We start from the raw sequence: 19,784 nt of genomic DNA, 5'->3' as shown, positions 1-19,784 counted from the left end.
AATTCCTGGCAGTGATAACTTTTTTCACCGTCTAGCGGCCCCTGGTATTGGAACTGCTAAGTTCATGAGATTGGCGCTTTTCTTTCTGGCGGGTGTTGTCGCGGCGTGGCTGAATCCTCTGGTGCGGGAGTCGCTGCCCGCCTGGGCAGCCTGGACATTTTTTATCGTGGCGGCTCCTCTTAGTGGATATATCATTTTCACTGCGAATGCGACCCCTTGGGAAATAGGGTCTTTCGTGGTGAGTGCCCTCATGGTGTCGGATCTTTTCCGCAGGCAGCTGAGGGAGTAGCAGGGAGAGGCAGATAGGCCACCCTCACCACGAACGTGATGCCGACGACACCCACCCCCGCCGGACCGGGCCACCTCGTTGAGGCGAGGTGGCCCGGGCGGGGGTGAGCCATTAGTTGACGAAGTGATCCCGAGCGGCTCGGGCAGCCAACTCTCGCAGCAACCGGTCGGCGTCCCGCATGCACACTGCGGTGTCTGGTTCCAGCTCAACCAGTCGATAGACCGCGGCCAAGCCGGTGTCCACCACCTCCTGCGGAGTCAACGATGCCACTCCGCACAACGCGATCACCGGCACCCCAGCCGCTTTCGCAGCCCGGGCCACCCCCGCTGGGGCTTTACCCAGCAGAGTTTGCAGATCCAGCGCGCCCTCACCGGTGATGACCAGGTCTGAGCCAGGCAACAATTCGGTGAAATCGCCCAACCCCAGCACGACATCGATGCCCGGTGTCATCCCCGCACCCAGCACTGCCATCGCGGCATAACCGACGCCACCGGCAGCGCCAGCGCCCGGCAATGCGGTGTCATCCCGGCCGACTGCCGCAGTGATCTGCGCCGCGTAATGGGTGAGCGCCGCCTCCAATTCCACCTTCATGGCCTCGTCGGCGCCCTTTTGTCCAGCGAAGATCGCGACGCAGCCCTGCTCGCCCAGCAGCGGATTGTTGACATCGCTGGCCAGCGTGATCGTGGTCTCCGCCAAGGCGGGGTGCAGCGTGCTCAGGTCCACCTGCGCCAACCGAGCCAATGCACCCCCACCGGGGGGAAGGTCCGCGCCCTCGGCGTCGAGCAACCTGGCACCCAAGGCTTGCAGCATGCCTGCGCCGCCGTCAGTGGAAGCGCTGCCGCCGATCCCCAACACGATGTCCCGGATGCCGCTATCCAACGCCACCCGCATCACATCGCCCACGCCACGGCTGGTCGCCCGCAACGCGTCCCGCCGGTCACCGGCCCGGACGATCCCGCACGCGTCAGCCATCTCCACCACGGCCCGCCCGTCCCGGACGGCGTACGACGTCTCAACGGGCTCCCCGAACGGCCCGGAGGCAGACACTGGGACCCGAGTGAAACCCGAGGACACCGCCGCATCCAAGGTGCCATCGCCGCCGTCAGCGATCAACGAACTGCACACCTGCACATCAGGGACCGCTTCAGCGATGCCCGCGGAGATCGCCTCCAACACTTGGGCGCCGGTAAGGGAACCTTTGAACTTGTCGGCGGCGATGAGAACGCGGGGCATGAACGCTCCTGGGGATGGTGTCGCCCTCGACGGACGACGCGGATGATGACCACGGAGCCTCCGCTAGAGGTCCGCAGCAGCATTCTGCGCGAGGCGACCCGTGCCGCGTGGCCGATCCGGCACAGAAGGCCGAGACGTCTCAGCCCAGCAGCGGCTGTGGGGCTAGCGCGATCCCGATCCCAAAGAGCACACCGAAGGCCAAAGTCAACCGGCCAGTTGCCGCAAGGACCGGGATGAGGTCCCGTCCCTTGGACCCTTGCAAGGTCTTAGCCACCGGCCACGGCGCCAAGCCAAATGCGGCTAACCCGGCCAAGGCCCCGGCGTGATGAAACGTCGTGGCGATGGTTGTGCCCAATGCCACCGCAATCATCCCGGCGTACGCCAATCGGGCATACCTCTCGCCGAGTCGCACCGCCAGGGTGCGTTTCCCAGCGACCCGGTCGCCGGGAATATCGCGGATGTTGTTGACCATGAGAATCGCGCAACTCAATGCGCCACAACCGACGGCCCCGGCCCATCCCGCCGTGGTGATCTGCAACGCCTGGGTGTATTGAGTGCCCATCACCGCCACTAAGCCAAAAAAGACGAAAACAAACACTTCACCCAAACCCAGATAGCCGTACGGCGAACTGCCTCCGGTGTAAAACCACGCCGCGAAAATCGCCGCCGCGCCCAGTAACAGGATCCAGAAGGTGTTGGCCAAGGCGCACAGCGCCAGCCCGGTCATGGCCGCGAATCCAAAACAGGCGAACGCCGCCAGTTTGACGTCGTCCGGATCAGCCAGTCCCTGGCCCACCAGACGCACCGGCCCGACCCGTTCGGCATCGGTGCCGCGGATCCCGTCGGAGTAGTCATTGGCGTAATTGCAGCCGATCTGCAAGGACACCGCCACCAGCAGCGCCAGCAATGCTGCAGCGGCCGAGGCCTTCCCGATCGCGGCCGCAGCGCCGGTGCCGATCACCACCGGAGCCACCGCCGCAGGCAACGTCCGGGGGCGGGCGCCTTCCACCCAATCGCGCAGCGAAGCCATTCACAGCCCCTTCAAAAACTCGGGGTCATCGTCTGGCCCTTTCGGTCCGCTCTGGCGGTCCTGGGGGCCGCCCTGACGGTTCGCCCACGGTAGCGACGACCCTGACGGGCCTGCCGGCCGGCCCGCGATCAACCACGCCAAGCCACCGGCGGGTGGGAAGAGCAGGACGATCATCACCCATGCGAGCTTGGGCAGCCCCCGGACTCGTTCCTCGGATGTCTGCACACAATCCACGACCGCGTAGACCGTGAACGCCAACACCCCCAACCCCACCAGCACCCGCAGCACCATGCACTCCTTCATCCGGTCGACCACCCGACCCGGCCGCACCGTCATCTCACATCACGGGCAAGGCCGGTGCCGTCTTCACGGCATGTCGGTGCCAGTCATTGTGTCAGCCGCCGCAGACAAACGTCGGAGCACCGCCGCACGGTCCGGTTTGCCCACCCCGATCAGCGGAATTTCTGACCACACCTGCATCACCCGCGGCAGCGCATATCGCGGCAGCGCATCGCGCAATTCCTCCCGCAGCATCTCCAGACCACCACCCCCGGTGACCCACCGTGACGCCGCCGTACCGACTTCCCCGGCGGTATCCGCTGCGGCCTGCGGAGCCACCGCCAATCCCACCAGCTGGCCCCATTGGCTGTCCGGAATCCCCACCACCACTGCCGTCCAGCCGGCCGGGAGGACCGACGCCACGGCTTCCTCCACCACGCGCGGTGACACCTTCATCCCACCCGACACGATCACATCATCGGCGCGTCCCCACACCTGAACCCTGCCGGTCGAGGGATCTATCCGCCCGAGATCATCGGTGCGATACCAGCGCTGCCCCTCGACCTGTGGAAACGCTGCAGCAGAGCGCACCGGGTCACCGAGATATCCAGACGCCACTACCGGACCCCCCACCCAGATCCGACCCACCCCGAGCTCATCCGCCCCTTCCAAGCGCAGCTGTATCCCCGACAAGGGCAGCCCGTCGTACACGCACCCCCCGCAGGTCTCACTGGACCCGTACGTCGTCACCACCGGCACACCCAACTCCCGAGCGCGCGTGAGCAGAGACACCGGACAGGCCGCGCCTCCCACCAGTACGGCGTCATACGCCGCCAATGCCGCTACCCCCGCCGGATCAGCGACCAATCGCGCCAGCTGCGTCGGCACTAACGAGGTGTACCGCCGCCCGGCACCGCCTGCCGACAACGCAGCGGTCCCTGCCACGAACACCCCCACCGTGAACGGGCCCGCAGCAGAGGCCACCACCTGACCTCCACCGCAGACTGCGCGCACCACCACCTGCATCCCCGCCACATGATGCGCAGGCAACGCCAACAACCAGTCACCCGTCCCGCCCAACCGGTCAGCTGTCGCGGCAGCACTCGCGCGCAACGCTGTCGCCGTCAACAACGCCAATTTGGGGGCGCCTGTCGACCCGGACGTGCCCACCACCACTGCGAGATCATCAGGAAGCGTCTGCGGATCATGATCTGGAACCGACAGATCCGCTCCCGCAGGGCGAGGGAGCACCGCCGGACCAGTCCCGGCCAATGCCGCCGACACCGACCTCATCACCTCCGCCAGATCGGCTCCGACCCGCATCGGCAAGACCTCAAGACGGCGACTCACCCGCCCACCCTAATAGCGCTGACACCGGCACAGGCGCGGTCGACGTCCCCATCGAACCTGCCACCCCACCGCCTTTCAACCCGATCGGGTGACCAGAATGGCAAACATGACGAATCGTGGATTGGCTGTGGTGACCGGAGCGAGCAGCGGGATCGGAAAGGCCACGGCGCGACGCCTGGTCGGTGACGGCTACGAGGTGATCGCCGTCGCCCGAAGCACTGACAAGCTCGCTGCGCTCGCCCAAGAAGTCGGATGCCGCACGCTCACCTGCGATGTCACCTCCGATGACGACGTCGCTGCCCTTGCCCAGGACGTGGGACCACAGCTGACGTTGCTGGTCAACAACGCTGGCGGGGCATCCGGGGCGGAACCCGTCGCGCACGCCGATCTGGACCGCTATCGCACCATGTTTGACACCAACGTGCTCGGCACCGTGCGGGTCACCAAAGCCCTCCTGCCCGCCCTACTCGCCTCCGGCGCTGGCACCATCGTGATGATCACCTCCACCGCTGGACAGATGGCCTACGAGGGCGGCGCTGGTTATAACGCAGCTAAGTACGGCGAGGTCGCGGTCACTGACGCCTTGCGTCTCGAACTGTGCGGACAGCCCGTGCGGGTCTGCGACATCGCCCCGGGGATGGTGCACTCGGACGGGTTTGCCTTGACCCGCTTTGACGGCGACGCTGACAAAGCTGCTGCCGTGTACGCCGGGGTTGACTCACCGCTCACTCAAGAAGACATTGCTGAATGCGTGTCCTGGGTCGCTGGACTGCCCCGCCACGTCAATATCGACAAGCTCACGGTGCGTCCTCTCGCGCAAGCAGCGCAATACAAGGTGCACCGCGCGCCGATCTGGGATTGACTCACCCGCTCGGACCTGGCCGAGATCAGAAATACCAGGGGAACGGCGACCAGTCGGGGTCTCGTTTCTCGAGGAACTGATCCCGGCCCTCCACGGCCTCGTCAGTCATGTACGCCAGTCGGGTTGCTTCGCCAGCAAACACTTGCTGACCCATCAGGCCGTCGTCGACCAGGTTGAATGCGAACTTCAACATGCGTTGTGCCTGGGGGGATTTGCCCATGATTTCCCGAGCCACGTCCAATGCTTCGGCTTCCAGGTCAGCGTGGGGGCAGACCAGGTTCACCGCGCCCATCCGGTGCATATCGGCCGCCGTATAGGTGCGCCCCAGGAAGAAGATCTCCCGGGCACATTTCTGCCCCACCATCCGTGCTAAATACGCCGACCCGTACCCGGCGTCAAAACTTCCCACGTCAGCGTCGGTCTGTTTGAATCGGGCATGCTCCGCGGACGCCATGGTGAGGTCACACACCACATGCAATGAATGTCCGCCACCAGCGGCCCATCCGTTGACCAGGGCAATGACCACTTTGGGCATGGTGCGGATCAGGCGTTGCACCTCCAAAATGTGCAATCGGCCGCCTTCAGCTTTCACCCGGGCCTGATCGACGGATGACGTGCCTTCGTCTCCGGCGACCGTCGCGGCTTCCGAGGCGTATTGATATCCGCTACGCCCCCGGATCCGCTGATCACCACCGGTGCAAAAAGCCCATTTCCCGGCTGACCTAGTCCCGTCCGGACCAGGCCCATTACCGGTCAATAAGACCACTCCGACCTCCGGGCTCATCCGAGCATGATCTAAGGCCTGATACAACTCGTCGACGGTGTGCGGCCGGAACGCATTCAGCACCTCCGGCCGGTCAAAAGCGATCCGCACCGCCCCCAACGGACGCCCCGGGACCGGGCCGGGCAGCACGCAACGGTGATAGGTCACGTCGGTGAAATCGAAGCCGGGGACCTCCTCCCACGCAGCAGGATCAAAGGTCACGGACACCGGGTGGTCACCGCCAACGGGAGCGGCATCTGAGGCGCTGTTCACCTAGCGATCCTAAATCCCTTCGAAACCGGCCACAGCTGCCGATAGGGCACGGACAGTGGTGTTTCGCAGGGCCACCCTGCCCGCGGCCTTGCACGACCAAGGGAGCCCCCTCATGGCCCGCCGTATTCTCGTCGTCCCGGTCAGCACCAACGCAGGCGTCACCGCGGCCTGTCTGGGATTGGTCCACGCTCTTGAACGGCGGCACATCTCGGTGGGCTACTGCAAACCCTTCGCGCAGGCCCGAGGGCGATCCGAAGATCACTCCACCGAACTGATCCGATTGGCGACCGCGCAGCGTCCCCCGGAGCCCATCGCCGTCGGCGACCTGGAGTACCGCCTCGCCGGGGGACGCCTCAAACACGTCATGACTCAGATGGTCGACCTGACCGCCGAACTCGACGCCGACCGGCACGTCTTGGTGCTGGAGGGGCTCGCTTCCAGCGCCGATCAGCCGTACGCCGACCGAATCAACATTGAAGTAGCTCAGGCCCTGGACGCTGAGGTGGTCCTGGTCGGGGCGATCGGCTCATCCACCCCAGAGCGATTCGCTGACCAGGCTGCTGCCGCCGAAAGAATTTATCGGGTCCGACAAGAAAGCCGGGTCGTGGGGGTCCTCGCCAACCACGTCCCTACCGATCTGGATCCCGCCGCGATTCAAGACACGCTGCGGCTGCGCGGACTGCGCTGCGTTGGCCAGGTCACCGACCACGCCGAATTCATCCAGGCCAGGGTCGGTGACATTGTGCGGGAACTGAACCTGCGCATCCTCTCTGAAGGCGACCTCGGCCGTCGTATCGCCAGCACAGTCATCGTGGCACAGTCCATCCCCGGTTTCTTGTCCGCTCTCACCGACGGTGCCCTCGTCGTAGTGCCTGGTGATCGCCACGAAGTGCTGTTGTCTGCGGCGCTCGCTGAGACCGTCGGCACCAAACTGGCTGGTCTGCTCCTCACCGCCGGGATCGAACCGCACCCCGACGTGATGGCCCTGGTGGGACCCGCCCTGAACGGCGGATTACCGTTGCTGCTCAGCGCGGAAAAGACCTTCCCGACGACCCAGGCGATCGTCACCGTGGACCGGGATATCCCTGCTGACGACGAGGAACGCGCCCACCTGGTGCGGGAGACCGTTGCCGATGCCTTCGACGAGACCTTCCTAGCGGAATTGCCGCGCGCTGAGGCCTCCACTCGGGTGACCCCCGCTCAGTTCGCGCACCGGCTGCGCACTGAGATGCGAAAAGGCCGGATCCGGCTGGTCCTGGCCGACGGCGCCGACCCGCGCGTATTGCAGGCCGTGGTGCTGCTGCAACGGTATGAAGCATTGCAGTTCACGGTGGTGGGGCGGCGGGGCGACATCGAAGCCCGACTCGCCGAAACGGGGGAGATGCTGCCGCTAGGCACACAGGTGATCGATCCGGACCTGCAAGGGCCAGCAGTGGAACGAGTCCGGCAGCGACTCACCGAGCAAGGACTAGGCGAAGCCCTAGATGCGGCCATGGTCGCCGCATTAGCGTTGCTCGAAGACGGCAAAGTCGATGGAGTCATCGGCGGACTCAACGGCGACCGAGCCGGATTCATCGCAGGTGCCCGCGCTGCGACTGCTTTGGCCAGCGATGTGGTGACCACGTCGGCAGCGCAGGCCGCGATGCTTCCTGACGAGGTGTTGTTCTTTGCCGACACGTTGATCAACGCCCACCCCGACGCCCGCCAACTGGCGTGCATCGCCCACGAGACAGCAGACACCGCCCGGATGTGTGGTCTCACCCCGCGCATCGCCTTCGTCGCGCCGAGTTCCTGGTCGCCCACCGCTCAAGAAGACCGAGACACCATCGGCGCCGCTCGGGCACTTCTCGCAGAGCAGCACCCTGACCTGGTCACTCGCGGACCAGTTTCCTTCCAAGAAGCGATCCGACGTACCTCTGCGATGGGTGGCGAACCAGAACCGACCATCTTTGTCTTCCCCGATCTCGCCTCAGCCGCAGCGACCGTCAAAGCGATTGGTCAATCCGCCGGCTCGTACGTCCACCCGCCAGTGCTGCAGGGCCTGTCCCGGGCAGTCAGCCTGCTCCCCAAAGACGCTGAAGTAGACAGCATCATGGACGTCATCGTCTACACCGCAGTGAAAGCAGCGGCCCTGGGCTGAACATCTACCTGAGCGCATCGGAGGAGATCCACACCACAACGGTCGGTCACAACACCGGCCGCGGCGGCCGGTGGGACGGCGCCGGTAGCGTAGGGGAGTGCCTGACACGACCGACGATCCGATCACTGACCTGACGTGGATGCGTGACCTCCCCTGGGATGACGTCATCGGGGCAGCCACAGTGGTCCGGCTGCCGATGCGAGTCCGGTTTCGTGGCGTGGAGAGCCGGGAGGCCGTCCTGCTGCCCGGACCCTGCGGATGGGGTGAATTCGCGCCGTTCCCGGAGTACGACGACGCAGAAGCATCCCGCTGGTTGGCAGCAGCAGCAGACGCGGCCTACCGGCCGATGCCACCGCCGATGCGGGACACCGTGCGCGTCAACGCCACCCTGCCTGCAGTGCCCGTCGCAGACGTCGAGCACGTCCTCACTCGGTTCCCTGGATGCGACACCGTCAAAGTGAAGGTGGCTGAGCGCGGACAACACCTCGACCACGACGTGGCCCGACTCGCCGAAGTACGGGCACTGTGGGGGCCATCGGCGCGAGTGCGTATCGACGCCAACGGCGGCTGGTCACTCACCGAAGCCCGAGAAGCGCTCGCCCGGCTGTCCCGATTCGACCTGGAGTACGCCGAACAGCCCTGCCGCACCGTCGAAGAGCTAGCCGAGTTGCGTCTCGCACTCGCCAGGGACGGGGTGGACGTCCCGATCGCGGCGGATGAATCGATCCGGAAAGCTGCCGATCCGCTCCGTGTGCGCGACCTCGAAGCAGCAGACGTGATCGTGGTGAAAGTGGCCCCCCTCGGCGGGATACGGGCAGCGCTGCGGATCGTCCAGGAATGTGGCCTACCCGCCGTGGTATCCAGCGCTTTAGATACCTCAGTGGGGATCGCTGCAGGGGTCGCCCTGGCCGCGGCGTTGCCCCGACTGGACTACGCCTGCGGGTTGGGCACTGTGGCGCTGCTAGCGGCAGATGTCTCTCCAAAGCCACTCCTCCCCGACCACGGGCAACTCCAGGTACGGCCCGCTGTGATTGACCCGGACCGGCTCACCCAGTGGGCTGTCGAACCGGAACGCTCCAGATGGTGGCTCGAGCGTCTCCGCCGCTGCCACGCCCACCTGATGCGCCCGTAACCAGGTCGACCTCCGGGTCATCAGCAGACCACGACATCGCTCCTTCAGGTCAGCACGTCGCCACGAGCAAGGACACCGTCGCGGCGGTCTCCACCAGGGCCCCCAGCACGTCCCCGGTGATCCCGCCGAGCCGACGTACGACGAACGCCAAGAACACCTCCACTGCTACTGCCGCCGACAGCACCGCCACCCCAGCGATCACCGGGGACTGACCAACAGCCCACCCAGAGGCCACCACCACCGCCGCTGTGACCAGCCACGTCACCCCCCACCGCAGCCAGGACACCGCGCCAGCCACCGCCTCACCCAACCCTTCCGGGCGGGCCGCAGGCACTCCGCGGCGAGTCCCGGTGGCTAGTGCACTGCGGGACGCGGCCACCAGGACCGCCGCCCACACCCAACCATGCGGGTTTTCTAGGATCGCTCCCATGCACACGGCCTGCAGCATGGTGACCACCACCAGCGCGACCGCCCCCATCGGCCCGACGTCACCGCGACGCATCACGTCAAGGGCGCGCTCGCGGTCCCACGACGCGCCAAGACCATCGACGGTGTCGGCGAGACCGTCAGCGTGGATCGCGCGGGTGCCGATGAGGAGCATCCCGATGGTGACTAATCCGGCAGCAAGAGGGGGAGCTCCAGCGGCGGCCACGAGGTGACCGATCAGGCAGGCAACGAGGGCTACCGGTGCCATGACCAGCGGGCCAACGATCATGGCCAGTCCGGCTACCCGGGTGTTTACGGCGGTCGGCGCTGGAGTAGGCAGGATCGTTAAGGTTCCGGCGGCTAGGGCGAAGCCGTCCCGGGGGAGGACGCCGGGTCCGGCTCCGGGACGGCTTTTCGAGGGCTGGTCGGTCATGGTGTGCCGGTCAGCTTTGCGGTGCAGGGTCGCCGTCTGGCCCCGTGGGGTGGCTGACTGGGGTGAGGTCAGAGAGCAGAGCCAAGTCACGCAAGGCCGCGATGGCGGTGCGCACGATCGGGACAGCGCAGACCGCTCCGGTGCCTTCTCCCAGTCGCATTCCCAGGTCGATGATCGGGTCTAGTCCGAGGTGTGTCAGACCTAGCTGGCAGGCAGGTTCGGGGGAGAGATGCCCGGCGAGGAACCAGGAGGCCGAGCCGGGGGCTAGCTCGGCGGCGAGGACGGCTTCAGCCACGGAGATCACGCCGTCGAGGAGGACCGGGACGCCGCGTTGGGCGGCTCGCGCCATCAGCCCTGCGGCAGCGGCTAGGTCGGCGCCACCGAGCGCGGCGAGGCGTTCGACGGGGTCAGCGGCGCGGTCACCAACGCGATCCAGGGCGGTCTGGATGAGAGCGGCTTTCGCGGCCACCCCGGCATCATCGAGGCCGGTCCCTGGCCCAGCTGCGGCTTGCGCGGTAGCGCTGCAGGTCGCTGCGATGAGCGCGGCAGCGGGAGTGGTGTTGCCGATGCCAATGTCCCCGGTGATGAGCAACTGTGCGCCGTCGTCGATCTCCTCGTCAGCGATGGCGGCGCCAGCGTTGAGGGCGGCGAGGGTCTGCTCCCGGGTGAGGGCGTCACGCAGGTGCAGGGGGTTGCTGCTGCGGCAGATCTTGTAGCGATGGTCGGCCAGGGTGTCTTCTTGGCAGGCGATGTCCAGGACTCGTACGGCGATCCCGTGCGGGTGGGCGAGGGCGTTGATACCGGCGTATCCGGTGGCGGCACCGTTGACGATCGCGGTGGTGACAGCGGCGGGATAGGCGGAGACTCCATGATCGGAGACGCCGTGATCTCCGGTGAGGACGACGACGCGAACGTCGTCGAGAGGCAGGGGCGGGCAGACGCCTTGGCAGGCGGAGACCCAGGCAGCGAGGCTTTCGAGGCGGCCAAGGGCTCCGAGGGGTTTGGCTTGGGCATCGCTGCGAGCGTGGGCTTCGGCGAGGATCTGCGCGTTCGGTGGGGTCACCGGGGGGAGCGGCCACTGGTGGGTGGGGTGGGTGGCCGGGGTGGTGTCGAGGGCGGTCATGGCGTCTTTCGCTTGTCGGGGTGGGCGTCCTGCGGTCAGCAGGGACGGACGGCGATGAAGGCCTGTCGGGAGCCGACTCTGGTCAGCAGGCAGGTCAGTTCTTCGCCGTTGCCGTCGAGGTGGAGGTCTTTGCGGAAGGTGTCCGGATCGACTTGGGCGCCGCGTTTTTTGATGACGAGACGTCCGATGCCGTGCTGGCGGAGCCAGGATCGAACGGTTTTGGTCTGTAGGGGGAGCGCGTCGATGACCTCGTAGCGGCGGGCGTAGGGCAGATCGATGGGGCGGGAGGAGACGACGTATCCGACACCGTGGGACAGCTCCGCGCCGTCGGTGGCTGCGGTGAGGGCGCCGACGAGTCCGGCTCGGATGACGGCACGGTCTGGGTCCCAGACGTATTGTCCTGCGGTGGGCATGGTGTTGGTCACTGGGCCGAGCCCACCGGCACCGGGGTCGGTGTCCTGTTCAGTGACGAGGGTCTCGGTGCCCTGGGGGGAAAGGACCAGTGCGGTGCGTCCCTGGTGGTGGACCAGTGGCCCCCACCACAGGGTGCATTCGAGGACTTCGCCGTAGAAGGAAATCCATTGGGCTTCGCAGCCAGCGGGAATCGCGGAGTGGCTGAGAGAGGGGGAGAGTTTGGCCCCCGTGGCGGGCACTCGGGCGGCAGTTTCCAGGATGGTGGAGAAGGCCGGGGACAGGTCGTCCAGGCGGAAGGTACGGCGGGTCCGGCCGTGGGCGTCGGTGGTGCCGGGGATCCGTCGGGCGGGGTCAAACCAGGCGCCGTCTTCGGTGGGGATCAGCGCGGCGATCTGGGTGGCGTCGCCAACACGGCTGTCGGCGTCGGGGAAATGCCGCAGGTTGACCCCGGCGATAGCAGCGGTGGCTGGGTCGCTGTCCACTGCGGTGACGGATAGTCCCAGGGCGCTGGCGGCCATGGCGTCGGCGCCGATACCGCAACCAAGGTCCCACAGGTGGGGGACACCGGCGGCGCGGAAGCGACCGGCGTGCCGTGCGGCGATTTCGAGCCGGGTGGCTTGTTCAAGCCCGTCAGGGGTCAACAACATGCCGTCGGCGAAGTCGCCGAGTTTGTTGCGGGCGCGGGCGCGCAACCGACTTTGGGTGAGGGCGGCGGCAACAAGGTCGCCGTCGTATCCGGCATCGCGGAGCGCTTCGCCTAGTTTGAGGGAGGTCGCGTCGTCGTACGGCGGCAATGATCCTAGGAGGGCCCATCCCTCGGCGGAGAGCAACCGTTCCACGAGCGTGATGTCCATGGCGTCCATCCTCTCGCACTGGTGTGGTCCGTCTGGCCATGGATCGGTCCGTCCGCCAGGGACAGGACGTAGGTCCGTCTCGGGGGGCTGCCGTGTCGGTGCGGGTGGGGCCGAGACGGAATCGATGTTGTTGGCACTCGAGTTGACCGAGTGCTAATGACGGGCCTAGATTCGCTATTAGCACTCCGAGGTGCCAAGTGCTAAAGCGCTCGGTTCCACAGAAGAGTGAAGAAGTCCGCTCTCGGAAGCGCGCACGGCGACCCCCGCGACGGCGTCGTACGAGCCTTCGAAGGCGCCCACCAGTTCCCCGTGCCTCGTGGAGGGGCACGGCCGAAGCGAAAGGTTCCGATCGTGTCGGTTTCCATCAAGCCGCTCGAGGACCGCATCGTCGTCAAGTCCAGCGAGGCCGAGCAGACCACCGCGTCCGGACTGGTCATCCCGGACACCGCCAAGGAGAAGCCCCAGGAGGGCGAGGTCCTGGCCGTGGGTCCGGGTCGCATCGACGACAAGGGCAACCGGGTCCCGCTCGACGTCAAAGTCGGCGACAAGGTCATCTACAGCAAGTACGGCGGCACTGAGGTCAAGTTCTCCGGCGAGGAGTTCCTGATCCTGTCCGCTCGCGACGTCCTGGCCGTCATCGAGCGCTGATTCTCCGCCAGTGCCTGACGTCGACCAGGAGTCGGCGTCAGACACTCCGGGGAGGCTGGCGTGCTGTGAGGTACGTTGCCTCTCCGGATCCCCGCGCCAGGACCAGATGTCCTGTGCGACATCATGACGCGCCCCGGCCGCGCCGCTACGGTGCGCCGGGGCGTCGTGTGTACCGTGACTGCACAGAGAGAAGGATTGACATGGCCAAGGAGCTGGAGTTCAACGACTCCGCCCGCAAGGCGCTGGAGCGGGGCGTCGACGCCCTCGCCAACACCGTGAAGGTGACGCTTGGCCCCAAGGGCCGCAACGTCGTCATCGACAAGTCGTGGGGCGCCCCCACCATCACCAACGACGGTGTGACCATCGCTCGTGAGGTGGACCTGGAGGACCCGTACGAAAACCTCGGCGCGCAGCTCGCCAAGGAGGTTGCCACCAAGACCAACGACATCGCTGGCGACGGGACCACCACCGCCACGGTGCTGGCGCAGGCCATGGTAAAAGAAGGTCTGCGCAATGTGGCCGCCGGTGCGGCTCCTTCCGCGCTGAAGAAGGGCATGGACGCAGCGGTCGAGGCCGTCTCGCAGCAGTTGCTCGCCAATGCCCGTGAGGTCGAAGGCAAGACCGAGATCGCTCAGGTTGCCGCGCTGTCCGCGCAGGACGCCACCATTGGTGAGCTCATCGCTGAGGCTTTTGACAAGGTCGGCAAAGACGGTGTCATCACCGTCGAGGAGTCCCAGACGGCCTCCACCGAGCTGGAGTTCACTGAGGGAATGCAGTTCGACAAGGGTTACCTGTCGCCGTATTTCGTCACCGACGCCGACCGGATGGAAGGTGTGCTGGAGGACTGCTACGTCCTGATTACTTCCGGCAAGATCTCCAACGTCCAGGATCTGCTCCCGCTGCTGGAGAAGATTGCTGGTGCGAAGAAGCCGCTGCTGGTCATTGCTGAGGACGTGGAGGGCGAAGCCCTGTCCACGCTGGTGCTCAACCGGATGCGCGAGGTCCTTAAGGTCATCGCCGTCAAGGCCCCGGGCTTCGGCGACCGCCGTAAGGCCATGCTGCAAGACATGGCGATCCTCACTGGCGCCACCGTCATCTCTGAAGAGGTGGGCCTCAAGCTGGACGGTGCTGGCCTGGACGAGCTGGGTACCGCCCGCCGGGTCGTGTCCAGCAAGGACAACACCACCATCGTGGAAGGTGGCGGCAAGCAGGACGAGGTCGACGCCCGGGTCTCCCAGATCAAGCAGGAGATCGAGCGGACCGACTCTGACTGGGACCGCGAGAAGCTGCAGGAGCGCCTCGCGAAGCTGGCCGGTGGCGTGTGCGTCATCAAGGTTGGTGCGCACACTGAGGTGGAGCTGAAGGAAAAGAAGCACCGCATCGAAGACGCGATCTCGGCCACCCGTGCTGCGATCGAAGAAGGCATCGTTGCTGGCGGTGGCACCGCTCTGGTGCATGCCGCCGTGGCGGTCGACAGCCTGTCCGTGCAGGGTGACGAGGCCACTGGTGCGGCGATCATCCGCAAGGCGGCCGCTGAGCCGCTGCGGTGGATCGCAGAGAACGCTGGCATGGAGGGCTATGTCGCGGTCGCCAAGGTGCGCGAGCTGCCGGTCGGGCAGGGCCTGAACGCCGCCACTGGCGTCTACGGCGACCTGTACGGCGCTGGGGTCATCGACCCAGTCAAGGTCACCCGCTCTGCACTGCGCAATGCCGCGTCCATCGCGTCGATGGTGCTCACCACCGACACCTTGGTCGTGGAGAAGAAGGAAGAGGAGCCCCCGGCTCCGGCGGGTCACGGCCACGGTCACGGCCACTGATCCTGAATTGCCTCACTCCCGGTGGGTGTCATCAATGCGGTGGCGCCCACCGGGCGTTTTCCCCCGGAGCTCACCCTCAGAGCTGACTCACGGGTTGGAGTTGCGCGACCCGTGACGCCCGATCTTGGGGCGTCTTAGGAGGCTGCGATCATCGGTGCAGACCCGAGCCGAGCGGCTTCACGTTCTCCCTCGGTCATTGCTCCCCAGACGCCGTACGGTTCCTGCACGGTGAGAGCATGTTCACGACATCTGGTGAGGACAGGACAGCGATGGCACACTGCCTTGGCAGATTCGTCGCGCCGGCGTCGGGCCGCCCCGCGCTCACCGTCAGGGTGAAAGAAGACGTCAGTGGCATAGCCACGGCAGGCGCCTGAATGTTGCCACTCCCAATGGTCGATGTGTGCGCCGGGCAGTCTCGAGATCTCCGCCACGAACGTCTCCTCCGCTCTCTAGATGTCCACGTGGACCGGTTCGGTATGTGGTTGGCGACCGTTCAGTGCAAGAATGTGCCTCTCTTCGTGATGTCGGTCGGGCGTCCAGCAAGGTCTCCCGTCTTCGGGTGTACCCGTCTCGTCGCTGACCAAACGTCGCGAGGAGAGGGTCCTGTGGAATTCCACGAGTCAGAGGTGAGGAATTGTGGGTGGCGCATCATCAACGCGGCGACAGGAAGGGCGAACGCCTCTCCGGCCGAACCGGATGCTGATCCCGCATTCGAGTGAGGTAAGTGTGCAGGTGAAAGTCTCGTGACCGGAGAACGTCATGCCGCGCGGGGCGGCGCAGCCCGTGGCGCGGTGACGGCGACGATGAGCACGCCGGCAGTGCCTGCCCGGTCCGAACTCACCGACGCCGCTCTGCAAGCTCAGCAGGGTGACCTGCAGGCCCGTGATTGGTTGATGGGTGAGGTGCATGACCGCGCCTTCCGCTATGCCAGGGCTCGGCTGCATCGCTCCCCGAGGGCAGGCGACCTCTCCGAAGAGGTCGCCTCTCAGGTGTGTGTGGCAGTGCTGTCGGCGTTGCCGAAGTACGACGACCGAGGCTTGCCATTTGAAGCTCTGCTCTACTCGATCTGTTCGCGCGAGGTGGCTGAGGCATATCGGTTGATGCGACGCCATGGCGACGTGGCGGGTGAAATTCCTCACACGCGAACTTCCAGTGACCCCAACGGCGAAGCGGGTGAGGTCGCGGTAGATGTCCCGGGTGCTGGCCGGTTACTCGATCAATTACCCGATCATCAACGTGAATTGCTCACTTTACGGGTCGCCGTTGGTCTGTCCGCTGCGGAGACAGGTCGCTCTCTCGGGATGAGCACGGGCGCGGTCCGGGTCGCTCAACACCGGGCTTTGGTCAAAATGCGACAGCTGATGAAAGCTCAAGGGGGTGCACGAGGATGACAGGCACCATGTATGACGCAGATGACCGGTTGCTCGACGCGCTCGGTAACGGTCAAGGCGCGATTGGTGAGCAACTCGCCGAGATGCTCACGGACTGGGTCGCTCCGATCCATGCCGATGCCGCGATCTGCGCTGAACGGCTCGACCTGGATGTCATCGATGCGATGTTGGCTGACAGCGAAGCCGCCGCTCACGACGGCGGAGTTCCGGTCTCGGAGCCGGTGGCACCGCCGGTCGCTCCGGCTGTTCCGCCCACTGCTCCCGTTGCCCCACCCACAGCAGCTCCTGTGGCGCCACCCGCTGCCCCGGCAGCTCCTGCGTCCGGCCCATCGGTAGCTGCTCAGGTCGCTGCACCAGTGGCTGGACTCGCGGCTGGAGCCGCTGCAGCTGCTGCGGTTGCCCGGAGGCCCTCGGCGCCACCCACTGAGCCGTCGGCACCGCCGGTGCCACCCCCAGCTCCGGCTGCGGCAGCCACCGAGCAGGTGGGTCGAGGTGAGCCTCAGGTTGAGGACAGCGGCTTGTCCACTGCGGCGATGGAATCGTTACCAGAGGTCGATCAGAGCGCACCGACAGCGTCCACCGAGGCACTGGCCGACCCCTACGGCGCAGCTGAACAGTCCACTGCGGCGATGGAGGCCATCCCGGCTGGCGGACGGACCGAGGCCTTCGCCCCTGATCTGGAAGAGGGCACCGAAGTCCTTCCCGGGCAGGACGGCCCGCAGGGAGTCTCTTCCAGAGCGACCGGCCCGATTCGGCACCTACCTGCCGACACTGCGCCGTACGACGTGTGGAATGCCGACACGTCGACGTACCCCGCGGATGCCGCACCGGGCTACCACGGAGACCACGCTGATGGCTATGCCGACCCGCGCACCGGGGAGCCCATGGCCTACGCTGCGGCTGCTTCAGTGAGTGACACCGGGTCCCTTTACCTCCCCGAATCGGTGCATCCCGACGCCCGAGCGGAGGTCGTGGAGTACTACGACACCGGCGAACAGCAGCGCGTCCCCGATGAGTACGACGAAGCTGAGATTGAGGAAGAAGACGAGAAAGGCCGCCGCAAGGTGCCGATCTTGGCCATCGCTGGCGTCGTGGCCGCAGGCGTGGTGTGTGGTGTCGGCGCAACCCTGTTGGGTTCCCAGAGCAATTCGGCCGACAAAAAAATCTCCCCGTCGTCGCAGACTCAATCTCCTGGCAAGAGCCAGACATCGGTGGCGCCGTCCGACCCATTGACTGGCACCGCTACCCCTAGCGGGGGCATGCCCTCTACCCCGAGCAAAACGGCACCACACACGCCGAAAGCGCCGGGAGCTGCTAAGCCCCCGCCCGATGTGCCGCAACAGCCACGTCCGTCAAGACCTTCAGACAACAACCCTGGAGCGGTACCGCCGCCCCCGCCCCCGCCGCCCCTGCCGACACAGCCAGCTCCTCGGCAGCCGTCGGCGCCGAAACCAGTGGTGCCGACCAACCCTGGTGGGAATCCGCCGCCACCACCACCGCCGCCGCCAGCTCCTCGGCAGCCTCCGGACGATGGCGCACCCGCCTCATCGTCCCCTGGGTCGCTGACCGTGCGGCCTTCGTTTGGGATGGACGGCAGCACCCGAGCCTGCAGTCCGGTGGCCTGTAGCGGCGGGTGGGTCTTCCAACCCACCGCGAGTGGATGGGTCGGCAGCCTCACGGTCTGACGATCGTCTTCTCGGTGGTCGGTCAGCGTGACCGACCACCGAGGCTGCGAGGCTGGCCAGGCAGGCCGTAGAGATTCAGGAGTGGCCCGTAGACTCCTAGGATGAGCGACGCGACCGGACCAGACCACGACCCCTTCGCGACAATCGGGCTGACGTACGACGACGTGCTTCTCCTCCCCGGAGACACTGACGTCATCCCCAGCGAGGCCGACACCTCGACGCGACTGACCCGCAACGTCACCGTACGAATCCCGTTGCTGTCTGCAGCGATGGACACCGTCACGGAATCCCGGATGGCTATTGCCATGGCCCGACAGGGTGGATTGGGCATTTTGCACCGCAACCTGTCTATTGCTGCCCAAGCCCATCAGGTTGACGTGGTGAAACGCTCCGAGTTTGGGATGATCACCGACCCGGTCACCACCAGCCCGGATGCCACCTTGCATGAGGTCGACCAGGTCTGCGGTCAGTTCCGGATCTCGGGACTGCCGGTGGTCGATGACAGCGGGCACCTGGTTGGCATCATCACCAACCGTGATCTGCGCTTCGAGACAGATTTCACCCGTCTTGTCCGGGATGTGATGACTCCGATGCCGCTGGTGACCGGGCCGGTCGGGATCGATAAGGATGCGGCGCTGGCGCTGCTGGCCAAAAACAAAATTGAGAAGCTGCCGCTGGTGGATGACGCTGGCCGGTTGAAGGGTCTGTTTACGGTGAAGGACTTCACCAAATCAGAGCAGTATCCGCTGGCCACGAAGGATGACGCTGGCCGGTTGCGAGTCGGTGCCGCGATCGGTTTCTGGGGGGACTCCTGGGATCGTGCGATGACGTTGGTGGAGGCCGGAGTGGATGTCCTGGTGGTGGACACCGCCAACGGACATGCCCGCGGGGTGACGGACATGATCCGGCGGCTGAAGTCCGATCCGGCGGCGGCCGGTGTCGACGTCATCGGCGGAAATGTGGCGACGAGGGCAGGCGCTCAGGCTCTGGTCGACGCGGGGGCCGATGGGGTGAAGGTCGGCGTCGGTCCGGGGTCAATTTGTACGACGCGAGTGGTCGCCGGGGTGGGAGTGCCTCAGGTGACCGCGATTCATCAGGCGTCCTTGGCCTGTCGTCCGGCGGGGGTGCCGGTGATCGGTGACGGGGGTCTGCAGTTCAGCGGGGATATCGCCAAAGCCCTGGTTGCTGGCGCCGACACGGTGATGCTGGGATCGTTGTTGGCTGGATGTGAGGAAAGCCCAGGCGAGCTGGTGTTCATTAACGGTAAACAGTTCAAGAGTTATCGCGGGATGGGCAGCCTGGGCGCAATGCAATCTCGGGGTCGGGCCAAGTCGTATTCGAAGGATCGCTATTTCCAGGGTGATGTCACCGATGACGACAAGGTGGTGCCGGAAGGCATCGAGGGTCAGGTCGCGTACCGTGGCCCTTTGGCGGCGGTGGTCTATCAGCTGGTCGGCGGACTGCGACAGTCGATGTTTTATGTCGGTGGGAGCACCATCGCGCAGTTGCAGGCCAAGGGTCGTTTTGTGCGGATCACCTCGGCTGGTCTGAAGGAGTCGCACCCTCATGACATCCAGATGACTGTCGAAGCTCCTAACTACGCCGGGAACGCCCGCTGATCCGGCGTGCTGTGCGAAGGACC

The 19,784-nt window shown here is 65.9% G+C and carries 17 protein-coding genes; 8 read left to right on the top strand and 9 right to left on the bottom strand.

Annotated elements, in window-relative coordinates; translation table 11 throughout:
* Positions 1-400: 400 nt before the first annotated feature.
* The 4 genes from KEM60_RS04595 to KEM60_RS04580 form a co-directional block, all read right to left on the bottom strand.
* Positions 401-1,522, bottom strand: coding sequence for a glycerate kinase (locus tag KEM60_RS04595; RefSeq protein WP_219106310.1), 1,122 nt, complete (start codon positions 1,520-1,522; stop codon positions 401-403).
* A 139-nt stretch (positions 1,523-1,661) separates the two neighbouring features.
* Positions 1,662-2,552, bottom strand: a complete 891-nt coding sequence (locus KEM60_RS04590; protein WP_219106309.1) for a 1,4-dihydroxy-2-naphthoate polyprenyltransferase — start codon at positions 2,550-2,552, stop codon at positions 1,662-1,664.
* Complete coding sequence (locus KEM60_RS04585) at positions 2,553-2,888, bottom strand: PLD nuclease N-terminal domain-containing protein (protein WP_255574234.1); 336 nt, start codon at positions 2,886-2,888, stop codon at positions 2,553-2,555. It lies immediately after the preceding gene.
* Positions 2,889-2,918: 30 nt separating this feature from the next.
* Complete coding sequence (locus KEM60_RS04580; RefSeq protein ID WP_255574233.1) at positions 2,919-4,181, bottom strand: AMP-binding protein; 1,263 nt, start codon at positions 4,179-4,181, stop codon at positions 2,919-2,921.
* Positions 4,182-4,287: 106 nt separating this feature from the next.
* Here KEM60_RS04580 and KEM60_RS04575 point away from each other — a divergent pair, with 106 nt between their 5' ends.
* Positions 4,288-5,043 (top strand): SDR family oxidoreductase, encoded by a 756-nt coding sequence (locus tag KEM60_RS04575; RefSeq protein WP_219106308.1) that lies wholly within the window; start codon positions 4,288-4,290, stop codon positions 5,041-5,043.
* Positions 5,044-5,068: 25 nt separating this feature from the next.
* Here the strand turns inward: KEM60_RS04575 and KEM60_RS04570 are convergent, their stop codons facing one another.
* Complete coding sequence (locus KEM60_RS04570) at positions 5,069-6,079, bottom strand: 1,4-dihydroxy-2-naphthoyl-CoA synthase (RefSeq protein WP_255574232.1); 1,011 nt, start codon at positions 6,077-6,079, stop codon at positions 5,069-5,071.
* Positions 6,080-6,191: 112 nt separating this feature from the next.
* Between KEM60_RS04570 and KEM60_RS04565 the strand changes: the two genes are divergently transcribed.
* Positions 6,192-8,219, top strand: a complete 2,028-nt coding sequence (locus KEM60_RS04565) for a phosphate acyltransferase (RefSeq protein WP_219106307.1) — start codon at positions 6,192-6,194, stop codon at positions 8,217-8,219.
* Between the two features lie 139 nt (positions 8,220-8,358).
* Complete coding sequence (locus KEM60_RS04560) at positions 8,359-9,351, top strand: o-succinylbenzoate synthase (protein ID WP_219106579.1); 993 nt, start codon at positions 8,359-8,361, stop codon at positions 9,349-9,351.
* Between the two features lie 49 nt (positions 9,352-9,400).
* Here KEM60_RS04560 and KEM60_RS04555 read toward each other — a convergent pair whose 3' ends face one another.
* From KEM60_RS04555 to KEM60_RS04545, 3 genes are read right to left on the bottom strand one after another with little or no spacing between them, the layout of a single operon-like run.
* Positions 9,401-10,210: an adenosylcobinamide-GDP ribazoletransferase gene (locus KEM60_RS04555; protein ID WP_219106306.1), complete on the bottom strand. Its 810-nt coding sequence runs from the start codon at positions 10,208-10,210 to the stop codon at positions 9,401-9,403.
* A gap of 10 nt (positions 10,211-10,220) precedes the next feature.
* Positions 10,221-11,333, bottom strand: a complete 1,113-nt coding sequence (cobT, locus tag KEM60_RS04550) for a nicotinate-nucleotide--dimethylbenzimidazole phosphoribosyltransferase (RefSeq protein WP_219106305.1) — start codon at positions 11,331-11,333, stop codon at positions 10,221-10,223.
* 35 nt (positions 11,334-11,368) lie between these two features.
* Positions 11,369-12,601, bottom strand: a complete 1,233-nt coding sequence (locus KEM60_RS04545) for a class I SAM-dependent methyltransferase (protein ID WP_219106304.1) — start codon at positions 12,599-12,601, stop codon at positions 11,369-11,371.
* A gap of 351 nt (positions 12,602-12,952) precedes the next feature.
* Between KEM60_RS04545 and groES the strand changes: the two genes are divergently transcribed.
* Both groES and groL read left to right on the top strand, forming a co-directional pair.
* Positions 12,953-13,249 (top strand): co-chaperone GroES, encoded by a 297-nt coding sequence (groES, locus tag KEM60_RS04540; RefSeq protein WP_219106303.1) that lies wholly within the window; start codon positions 12,953-12,955, stop codon positions 13,247-13,249.
* Between the two features lie 200 nt (positions 13,250-13,449).
* Positions 13,450-15,066 carry a chaperonin GroEL gene (gene groL / locus KEM60_RS04535; protein WP_219106302.1) on the top strand — a complete coding sequence of 539 codons (1,617 nt, stop codon included), beginning with the start codon at positions 13,450-13,452 and terminating at the stop codon, positions 15,064-15,066.
* A 134-nt stretch (positions 15,067-15,200) separates the two neighbouring features.
* On the opposite strand, the gene KEM60_RS04530 is transcribed toward groL, so the two are convergent.
* Complete coding sequence (locus KEM60_RS04530) at positions 15,201-15,497, bottom strand: WhiB family transcriptional regulator (protein WP_219106301.1); 297 nt, start codon at positions 15,495-15,497, stop codon at positions 15,201-15,203.
* 312 nt (positions 15,498-15,809) lie between these two features.
* Between KEM60_RS04530 and KEM60_RS04525 the strand changes: the two genes are divergently transcribed.
* The 3 genes from KEM60_RS04525 to guaB all read left to right on the top strand — a co-directional run bounded on the left by KEM60_RS04525 (position 15,810) and on the right by guaB (position 19,761).
* Positions 15,810-16,457 carry a sigma-70 family RNA polymerase sigma factor gene (locus KEM60_RS04525; RefSeq protein ID WP_255574231.1) on the top strand — a complete coding sequence of 216 codons (648 nt, stop codon included), beginning with the start codon at positions 15,810-15,812 and terminating at the stop codon, positions 16,455-16,457.
* The gene (locus KEM60_RS04520) at positions 16,454-18,142 is read left to right on the top strand and encodes a hypothetical protein (protein ID WP_219106300.1); all 1,689 of its coding nucleotides are present in this window, start codon (positions 16,454-16,456) and stop codon (positions 18,140-18,142) included. Before KEM60_RS04525 ends, KEM60_RS04520 begins: the two co-directional genes overlap by 4 nt.
* Positions 18,143-18,243: 101 nt before the next feature.
* Complete coding sequence (gene guaB, locus KEM60_RS04515; RefSeq protein WP_219106299.1) at positions 18,244-19,761, top strand: IMP dehydrogenase; 1,518 nt, start codon at positions 18,244-18,246, stop codon at positions 19,759-19,761.
* The last annotated feature ends 23 nt before the right edge of the window (positions 19,762-19,784 follow it).

Origin of the sequence: Austwickia sp. TVS 96-490-7B, assembly GCF_019331795.1 — a bacterium.
Lineage (GTDB): Bacteria > Actinomycetota > Actinomycetes > Actinomycetales > Dermatophilaceae > Austwickia.
This window is presented reverse-complemented; position numbering and strand designations above follow the sequence as displayed.

What these genes read in the sequence shown, in the direction of transcription:
- KEM60_RS04545 (WP_219106304.1), bottom strand. Translation starts at nt 12,601, where the DNA reads ATGGACATCACGCTCGTGGAACGGTTGCTCTCCGCCGAGGGATGGGCC.
- KEM60_RS04520 (WP_219106300.1), top strand. Translation starts at nt 16,454, where the DNA reads ATGACAGGCACCATGTATGACGCAGATGACCGGTTGCTCGACGCGCTC.
- KEM60_RS04555 (WP_219106306.1), bottom strand. Translation starts at nt 10,210, where the DNA reads ATGACCGACCAGCCCTCGAAAAGCCGTCCCGGAGCCGGACCCGGCGTC.
- KEM60_RS04565 (WP_219106307.1), top strand. Translation starts at nt 6,192, where the DNA reads ATGGCCCGCCGTATTCTCGTCGTCCCGGTCAGCACCAACGCAGGCGTC.
- KEM60_RS04575 (WP_219106308.1), top strand. Translation starts at nt 4,288, where the DNA reads ATGACGAATCGTGGATTGGCTGTGGTGACCGGAGCGAGCAGCGGGATC.
- KEM60_RS04560 (WP_219106579.1), top strand. Translation starts at nt 8,359, where the DNA reads ATGCGTGACCTCCCCTGGGATGACGTCATCGGGGCAGCCACAGTGGTC.
- KEM60_RS04590 (WP_219106309.1), bottom strand. Translation starts at nt 2,552, where the DNA reads ATGGCTTCGCTGCGCGATTGGGTGGAAGGCGCCCGCCCCCGGACGTTG.
- guaB (WP_219106299.1), top strand. Translation starts at nt 18,244, where the DNA reads ATGAGCGACGCGACCGGACCAGACCACGACCCCTTCGCGACAATCGGG.
- groL (WP_219106302.1), top strand. Translation starts at nt 13,450, where the DNA reads ATGGCCAAGGAGCTGGAGTTCAACGACTCCGCCCGCAAGGCGCTGGAG.
- cobT (WP_219106305.1), bottom strand. Translation starts at nt 11,333, where the DNA reads ATGACCGCCCTCGACACCACCCCGGCCACCCACCCCACCCACCAGTGG.
- KEM60_RS04585 (WP_255574234.1), bottom strand. Translation starts at nt 2,888, where the DNA reads ATGACGGTGCGGCCGGGTCGGGTGGTCGACCGGATGAAGGAGTGCATG.
- KEM60_RS04595 (WP_219106310.1), bottom strand. Translation starts at nt 1,522, where the DNA reads ATGCCCCGCGTTCTCATCGCCGCCGACAAGTTCAAAGGTTCCCTTACC.